Annotated in this window: 3 protein-coding genes; 1 reads left to right on the top strand and 2 read right to left on the bottom strand. The window is 74.9% G+C overall.

Annotation, left to right across the window (positions count from 1 at the left end; translation table 11 throughout):
• Positions 1–58 precede the first annotated feature (58 nt).
• Positions 59–1,213: a tRNA dihydrouridine synthase DusB gene (gene dusB, locus AOJ26_RS29745; RefSeq protein ID WP_053851458.1), complete on the bottom strand. Its 1,155-nt coding sequence runs from the start codon at positions 1,211–1,213 to the stop codon at positions 59–61.
• A gap of 96 nt (positions 1,214–1,309) precedes the next feature.
• Here dusB and AOJ26_RS29740 point away from each other — a divergent pair, with 96 nt between their 5' ends.
• Complete coding sequence (locus tag AOJ26_RS29740; RefSeq protein ID WP_053851457.1) at positions 1,310–2,755, top strand: MFS transporter; 1,446 nt, start codon at positions 1,310–1,312, stop codon at positions 2,753–2,755.
• A gap of 109 nt (positions 2,756–2,864) precedes the next feature.
• Here the strand turns inward: AOJ26_RS29740 and AOJ26_RS29735 are convergent, their stop codons facing one another.
• Complete coding sequence (locus tag AOJ26_RS29735; RefSeq protein ID WP_053851456.1) at positions 2,865–7,112, bottom strand: cation-translocating P-type ATPase; 4,248 nt, start codon at positions 7,110–7,112, stop codon at positions 2,865–2,867.
• Positions 7,113–7,115 lie beyond the last annotated feature (3 nt).

Genomic DNA, 7,115 nt, shown 5'->3' with positions numbered 1-7,115 from the left:
TTTCAGGGGCGCGGGGAACTGCGCAAAACGCCCGCCCCCACCCACCCCGCACCCGCAATCAGCCGCCCGACGTGTCCAGTTCCGCGTCCTCCCCGACGCCCGCACAGTCGTACGGGTCCTTCAGCCAGCCGTCCGGCAGCACCACCCGGTTGTTGCCGGACGTACGACCGCGGGGCCCGTCCGCGCCGGCCGGCCACGGCTGGTCGAGGTCCAGTTCGTCGAGGCCCGCCCGCAGCTCCGACAGCGACGACGTGATCGCGAGGCGCTTGCGCATCTCGGAGCCGACCGAGAAGCCCTTGAGGTACCAGGCCACGTGCTTGCGGAAGTCGATGACGCCACGGGACTCGTCGCCGATCCACTCGCCGAGGAGGGTGGCGTGCCGGACCATGACGTCGGCCACCTCACGGAGCTGCGGGCGCGCGACGTCCTCGGTACGGCCCTCGAACGCCGCCACCAGATCCGCGAACAGCCAGGGCCGCCCCAGGCACCCCCGCCCGACGACGACCCCGTCACAGCCGGTCTCCCGCACCATCCGCAGCGCGTCCGCCGCCGACCAGATGTCACCGTTGCCGAGCACGGGAATCTCCGGCACGTGCTCCTTGAGACGGGCGATCGCGTCCCAGTCGGCCGTACCGCCGTAGTGCTGCGAGGCGGTCCGTCCGTGCAGGGCGATCGCCGTCACGCCCTCCTCCACCGCGATCCGGCCCGCGTCCAGATACGTGAGGTGGTCGTCGTCGATCCCCTTGCGCATCTTCATCGTGACCGGCAGGTCCCCCGCCCCGCTCACGGCCTCCCGCAGGATCGCCCGGAGCAGCGGACGCTTGAACGGCAGCGCGGACCCGCCGCCCTTCCGCGTCACCTTGGGCACCGGGCACCCGAAGTTGAGGTCGATGTGGTCGGCGAGGCCCTCCTCCGCGATCATGCGGACGGCCTTGCCGACGGTGGCGGGGTCGACGCCGTAGAGCTGGATCGAACGAGGCTTCTCGCTCTCGTCGAAGTGGATGAGCTGCATGGTCTTCTCGTTGCGCTCGACCAGCGCCCGGGTGGTGATCATCTCGCTGACGAACAGCCCCTTGCCCCCGCTGAACTCCCGGCACAGGGTGCGGAAGGGCGCGTTGGTGATCCCGGCCATGGGGGCGAGGACGACGGGCGGTCGGACGGTGTGCGGGCCGATCCGCAGGGGCGTGGTGTCGGTGAGCGCGGTCGTGGACATTCCCCCATTGTCACGCACGCCCCGGGGTACCCGTGCATTGATCATGTACTAACCATTAGTTAGACGCACTATCGAAATCGGCGTACGATGAAACGCATGCCCGAGCTCAGTCACCGTCGACGCATGCTGGTCCTGGCGATCTGCTGCATGAGCCTCCTGATCGTGAGTCTCGACACCACCGCCCTCAATGTCGCCCTGCCCGCCATGCAGCGGGGCCTGGACGCCGGCACGGCGGGCCTCCAGTGGACGATCGACGCGTACACGCTGGTCCTCGCCTCCCTGCTGATGCTGGCCGGCTCCACGGCCGACCGGATCGGCCGCAAGCGCGTCTTCATGGCGGGCCTGATCGTCTTCACGATCGGCTCCGCGCTGTGCTCCGCCGCGCCGAACCTGGAGGCGCTGATCGTCTTCCGCATGGTGCAGGCGGTCGGCGGTTCGATGCTCAACCCGGTCGCGATGTCGATCATCACCAACACCTTCACCGACCCGCGCGAGCGGGCGCGGGCGATCGGCGTGTGGGGCGCGGTCGTCGGCATCTCCATGGCCGCCGGGCCGCTGGTCGGCGGGGTGCTCGTGGACTCGGTCGGCTGGCGCTCGATCTTCTGGGTCAACCTGCCGGTCGGTCTCGCGGCGCTGCTGCTCACCCTGAGGTACGTCCCGGAGTCCCGGGCGCCCAGGGCCCGTCGCCCCGACCCGGTCGGACAGCTCCTGGTGATCGCGCTGTTCGGTTCGCTGACGTACGCGATCATCGAGGCGCCGGAGTCGGGCTTCTCGTACGTCCTGCCCTTCGCCGTCGTGGCCGTCGTCGCGCTGGCGGGGCTCCTCTGGTACGAGCCCCGGCGGGACGAACCCCTCATCGACCTGCGGTTCTTCCGGTCCGCGCCGTTCAGTGGCGCCACGGTGATCGCGATCAGCGCGTTCGCGGGGCTGGGCGGGTTCCTGTTCCTGTCGACGCTGTACCTCCAGAACGTCCGGGGGCTGGACGCGCTGCACGCCGGGCTGTGGATGCTGCCGATGGCGGTGCCGATGTTCCTGTTCGCGCCGCTCGCCGGGCGGCTGGTGGGGAGCCGGGGGCCGCGGCTGCCGCTGGTGATCGCGGGGGTGATGACTACGGCGAGCGGGGTGCTGTTCGCCGCGTTCGACGCGGAGACCTCGAACGTGACCCTGTTCCTCGGATACGTGCTGTTCGGGATCGGGTTCGGGCTGGTGAACGCGCCGATCACGAACACGGCGGTGTCGGGGATGCCGCGCGCCCAGGCCGGGGTGGCGGCGGCCGTCGCCTCCACCAGCCGTCAGCTCGGACAGACGCTCGGGGTCGCGGTGATCGGGGCGGTGCTGGCCTCGGGGGTGGGTTCGTCGTCGTACCGGGAGAGGTTCGTGTCCGCCGCGGTGCCGGGGTGGTGGATCGTGGCCGGGTGCGGGTTCATGGTGCTGGTGCTCGGGGCGGTGACCAGTGGGACGTGGGCCCGGCGGACCGCGGAGCGTACGGCTGAGCGGTTGGAGTCGGCGGAGGTCCGCGAGGCGGCGGGGGTCGTCGCGTAGTCCGTCGGCCGGCGGCCGGTGGGGGCCGGTCGCGCAGTTCCCCGCGCCCCTGGGTGGGTGACCTCAGCCGAGTCGAGACAGCACCCGGCGCCACCGGCCGGCGCAGCGCTCAGCCCAGGCGGCTCAGTACTGTCCGCTCCACCGCCGGTACGAACCGCTGGCCCGTCAGGGCCAGGGCCATCGCCGCTGCCACTCCTGCCCACGCCAGCGGGCCCAGGGGGGTGCAGCCGAAGAGTTGGCTTGCTCCCGGGGTTTCCACCAGGGCGACCAGGGCCGCCGCGGAGCCCAGGGACGTCACACGGACCAGGGGGCTCTCCCGGCGGTCCGCCAGGGTCTGGGCCAGCTGGGTGCCCACCACCGCGCACAGCGCCATGGTCGTCGAGCGGCGGGCCGTGCCCGGGGTGAAGCGGCCGATGAGCCAGGCCACCGTGGCGCCCAGGCAGGTGGTGACGGCGCGGTCGCGGATCTTGCGGGTGAGGGAGGTGCCCAGGATCGTGTCGACCGAGGGGTTGTCCTCCGTGGGCTTCTCCGTCGGTGTGACCGCCACGGCCATCGCCGGGAACAGGTCGGTGAAGAGGTTGACGAGGAGCATCTGCCGGGTGGACAGGGGGGCCGCGCCCGACAGCAGGGTGCCGAGGATGCCGAAGCCCACCTCGCCCGCGTTGCCGCCGATCAGGATGGCGATGGCGTCCGCGACGCTGTGCCACAGGGCGCGGCCCTCGCGGACGGCCTCGATGAGGGCGGTGAGGTCGTCGCCGGTGAGGACGAGGTCGGCGGCGTTGCGGGCGGCGGCGGAGCCGCGGGCGTTGATGCCGACGCCGATGTCGGCGGCCCGGATGGCGGCCGCGTCGTTGGCGCCGTCGCCGACCATGCCGACGACCCGGCCCGCGTCCCTGAGGGCCTCGACGACCTGGAGTTTCTGCTCGGGCGCGACCCGGGCCACGACGTCGGCGTCGCGCAGCATCCGGGAGCGGGCCGAGCGGTCGGCGGCGGCCAGTTCGTCGCCGGTGACGACCGTGGCGTCCTCGGGCCAGCCGAGGTCGGTGGCGATGGCGTGGGCGGTCTGCGGGTGGTCGCCGGTCAGCACGACCGGTCGCACGCCCGCCTCGCGCAGTCCGCGGACCAGGTCGGGGGAGGTGTCCCGGGCCACGTCGGCGAGGCCCAGCAGGCCCACGAACTCCAGGTCCCGCAGCGGCTCCTCGAGTACGGCCTTCTCGTCGCCGTCGAGCGGCCGCCGGGCCACCGCGAGGACCCGCAGACCGTCGGCCGCCAGGGAGTGGGCCCGCTCGGAGGCGTCGGCGGGCAGGTCCGCGCAGGCGGGCAGGACCGTCTCCGGGGCGCCCTTGAGCACCAGGACCGGGGAGTCGTCGCCGGCCTGTCCGACGGCGGCGGCGTAACCGCGGCCGGCCTCGAAAGGCAGGCCCTCCCGCTGCGTCCACTCCTCGTCGGGGGCGGCCGCGTCCAGGACGGCCTCGTCGGTGGCGTGGGCCGGGCGCTGCTCGGAGTCACCGTCGAGCTGGGGGCAGGCGCGGGCCGCGATCCGCAGCGGGCCGTCCGCGTCGGGCTCGCCGGCGGCGTGGACCCGGCCGTCCGCGTCGGCGACCCGGACCAGGCGCAGCCGGTTCTCGGTGAGGGTGCCGGTCTTGTCGAAGCAGATGGTGTCCATGCGGCCGAGGGCTTCGAGGGTGCGCGGGGCGCGGACCAGGACGCCGTGTGCGCTGAGCCGGCGGGCGGCGGCGAGCTGCGCGACGGTGGCGACCAGCGGCAGCCCTTCCGGGACGGCGGCCACCGCGACCGCGACGCCGCCGCTGACCGCCTGCCGCAGGGGTGTGCCGCGCAGGAGGGCGAGCCCGGTGACCGCGGCGCCGCCCGCCATCGTCAGCGGCATCGCCTTGCGGGTGAGTTCCTGGAGCCGGGCCTGGACCCCGCCGGCGGCCGGGGTGCGGGCGGCGAGGGCGACGGCGCGGGCGGCCTCGGTGCGGTCGCCGGTGTCCACGACGACCGCGCGGGCGTTCCCGGCCACCACGGTCGTTCCCTCGAAGACCATGCAGTGCCGTTCGGCGACGGGGGCGTGCGGGCTCGGGTCGGTGGACTTGCCCACCGGGAGGGACTCGCCGGTCAGCGCGGACTCGTCGACCTCCAGGCCGTCCTGCCAGAGCAGGCGGGCGTCGGCGGGAACGACGTCGTCCAGGGTGAGCTCGATGACATCGCCCGGGCGCAGCCCGGCGGCGTCGACCACATGTGGTTCCGCGTCGCCCTCCTCCGCGACCCGGGCCTTCTGCTTCTGCTGGGCGAGCAGCCCGGACAGGGCCCGCTCGGCGCGCAGCCGCTGGAGGCCGCCGACGAGCGCGTTGAGGTCGAGGGCGCCGACCACCAGCAGGGCGTCCATGGCGGACCCGAGGATCGCGGACGCGGCCGAGCCGACCGCGAGGACGGGGGTGAGCGGGTCGTCCAGCTCTCCGCGCACGGCCCGGGCGAGCTGCGCCGACCACCTGACGGGGGCCAGCACGGGCAGGCGTACGACGGCGTCGGCGGCGGTGCGGACCCGTGCGGTCGTCTGTTCGGCGAGCGTCGGTTCCGGGGGTGCCTGCTGTTCCAGCCGGTCGCGTACGTCGTCCGGGTCCAGGGCGTGCCAGGGCACCCGGGGGCGCGGGTGCGGGAGGCTCGTGGCCGCCACCCGGAGGGCGGTGCGGGTGCCGGTGAACAGGGCGGCGGCCGCGGCCATGTCGACGGGTGCGTGCCGCAGTCCGGGGAGTGCCGTACGGCGTCGGCTGCGGCCCGACTCGCCGACGGCGACGAGGAGGCCGGACAGGGCGGCGCCCGAGCGGGCCAGGGTCTGGGAGCGGCGGCCGACCGCGCGGGCCGCCGGTACGGCGGTCAGCAGCCGCCAGACGTCGGGCAGTCCGTGCGGGGCGAGGACGTCGGCGCCCCAGGCGACCGCGCAGCCGCCGTCGGTGAGGGAGACGGCCACGTCGCCGCGGAGCAGTCCCGCGACGACGTCGGCGTCCTGCGGGCGGGCGACGGTGAGGACACCGCCCTCGTCGTTGCGGAGTCCGTCGACGATGTCCGGCAGCGGCCGCCCCGCGTCCACGACCTGGTCGGCGAGGCCGGTGAAGTCGGCCAGCGCGGGGTCGTCCAGGACGACGACCCGCAGTCCGGCGCGCCGGGCCGCGTCCAGCACGGGTTCGGCCCAGGGGTCGGCGCCCGCGCCCGGGGTGCGCAGGGCGCTCGGGTGCAGCAGGACCGTGCCGACGGTCTCCAGTTGGCGCAGTCGTTCCGGGTCGCGCACCAGGACGCCGGACCGCGACAGGGCCGTGCCGAGTACGGCGTGGAAGGCGGCGGGGCCGTAGCGGGCGGCCTTGGGGGAGCCCGCGAGGACGGCCTCCGCGGCCTCGGTCACGTCGTGCTTGACGAGGAGCGCGGCGACGGCGCCGGCGATGCTGCCGGCCGCGGCGTGGCTCGCGTAGTCCTGGGCGGGTGAGGGGCGCGGGGCCGGGCGCAGGGCCGGGTCGGCGGGCACGCTGTCACGGTCGGGGACGCACAGGTCGTCGTGCACCGTCTCGAAGGCGGCCGTCCGCACCAGGGCCTCGGTCAGCTGGCAGGAGCGCAGCGTCCCGTCGAGCAGCAGGGAGGTGGGGCTCTGGCCGGCGCCGTGCACGGCGGCGTTCACGACGGCCAGCGCCACGTCCATGCGGGCGCTTCCGAGCCGTCCCCGCAGCCAGCCCCGGAAGCGGGGGTTCTCCCGCAGCAGGGTCACGACCGCCGTCACCGGCCGCGGGGAGGCGGGCAGCTTCAGCGCGGACCCGGTGACCGCGGCGACGACTCCGACGGCGTCGGCGGCGAGCGCCAGGGCGGCGGTGCGCACGGAGCCGGGGTCGCCGGGGTGGGCGAGTTCCTCGACGTCCTGGTCGTCCGCCACCAGCCCGTACCGCTCGGCGAGCACCGAGACCCGCTTCTCGACGCGCTCGGCGGCCACCCCCTCCACGGCGGTCACGACGAGCCGCCCGAGGCCCTGGTCCCAGTAGGCCAGCGCGATGTCGGGGTGCTCGGCGAGGGCGCTGACGAGACGGCGGGCGCGGTGCTCGGTCGGGGTGTGTTCCCCGGGTGCCGGGTCCGCGTGCGGGCGCAGGGGCAGGTGGACGCGGTGGCCCGCCCGCCAGTTCCGGGACGCTCCCGGGAGGGCGGCCCGGGCGGCCCGTGTCGTACGGGCCGCGAAGTCCGCGGTGCGCACACCGGCGCGGGCCGTTCCCGCCACCGCCCCCGCCGCCACGCCGACCGCGGTGGGCGTACCCCTGGCGAGCAGGCGCGGGCCGGCCAGGACGAGGCCCGCGGCCGCTGTCGTGAGTCCTCGGTTCATGGG

Source organism: Streptomyces sp. NRRL B-24085 (assembly GCF_001282115.1).
In the GTDB taxonomy this organism is placed as follows: Bacteria; Actinomycetota; Actinomycetes; order Streptomycetales; family Streptomycetaceae; genus Streptomyces.
This window is presented reverse-complemented; position numbering and strand designations above follow the sequence as displayed.